The sequence below is a fragment of the Arthrobacter sp. 9V genome, assembly GCF_902506065.1.
Taxonomy (GTDB): Bacteria; Actinomycetota; Actinomycetes; order Actinomycetales; family Micrococcaceae; genus Arthrobacter.
In genome coordinates this window covers 1-1,086 of record NZ_LR733066.1, presented here as the reverse complement: position 1 = coordinate 1,086, position 1,086 = coordinate 1, and the positions used below count along the sequence as shown (strand labels likewise).

At 63.1% G+C, this 1,086-nt stretch carries 2 protein-coding genes; both read left to right on the top strand.

From position 1 onward, the window contains the following. The coding region (locus BACI9J_RS24160; protein WP_201296745.1) for a hypothetical protein at positions 1 to 334 on the top strand (334 nt) is incomplete at its 5' end. Next, on the top strand, positions 331 to 1,086 hold a 756-nt coding region (locus tag BACI9J_RS24155; RefSeq protein WP_159736813.1), incomplete at its 3' end, for a HesA/MoeB/ThiF family protein. The genes BACI9J_RS24160 and BACI9J_RS24155, both read left to right, overlap by 4 nt.

The window sequence follows — 1,086 nt, the reverse complement described above, 5'->3', positions numbered from 1 at the left end:
CCTGTTTGAGAAGCACCAAGCCGACGCGGAAGCGATCACGGGGCCGGAACTCATGGCCGCGCGCCAGCAGGCCTACTTCGGGTCCTCTGATTTCGCCGTAGGACTCGCGGCGACATGCACGTTCAATCGCGCCGCACTGCGTCGCGTCACGATCCGACCGTTCAGCCTTCAAGGCTTCCAATTTGGCGCAGACGCCGGGCTGCCGGCTGACGCTGACGAAACGACTGCAGCAACGGCGCTTCGAGATGTGGCCGATATGATCGCCCTCTTCGGCACTGACGTCGTCATCGACGGCAACGCTGGGACCATCACCGGCCGAAAGGATCACACATGACGTCCAACCCTACGCCTGCAGCCGCGGATCAGCTCACAGAGCGGTACTCCAGGCACGCACTCCTGCGCGGTTTCGGAGAGCAAGGACAGACAAGCCTCAACAACGCACGGATCCTCGTGATCGGAGCAGGAGGTCTTGGATCTCCGGCACTTCTCTACCTAGCTGCCGCAGGTGTGGGGACTCTGGCGATCATCGATCCCGACACGGTGGACTTGAGCAACCTGCAACGGCAGGTCGTCCACGCGACAGCGTCGGTCGGCATGTCGAAGGTTGATTCCGCGGCCGCTACTCTCCGCGCATTGAACCCCAACGTCGCTGTCGTCACCTACAACGAAGCGCTCACTTCTGAGAACGCATTAGACCTGCTCAGCCAGTACGACGTCGTTGTTGACGGGGCAGACAGCTTCGCAGCGCGGTATCTGACAAGCGATGCTGCCACGATCACTGGTATCCCTCACGTCTGGGGATCCGTCCACGAGTACTCGGGCCAGGTGAGCGTGTTCGACGCGGCCGGCCCCAGTTACCGCGACCTCTTCCCGATCGCGCCGCCGCCCGAGTTCGCGCCGACGTGCAGCGAGGCTGGAGTATTGGGCGCGCTCTGCGGCGTGATCGGAGCCACCATGGCCATGGAAGCGATCAAGCTGGTTACCAGTGTCGGACAGACGCTCAGCGGTCGCCTGGCGATCTACGATGCTGAAACCGCCCGGTGGCGTGAACTCGCGATCCCGGTCGACGACGCCCGCGAACAAGTA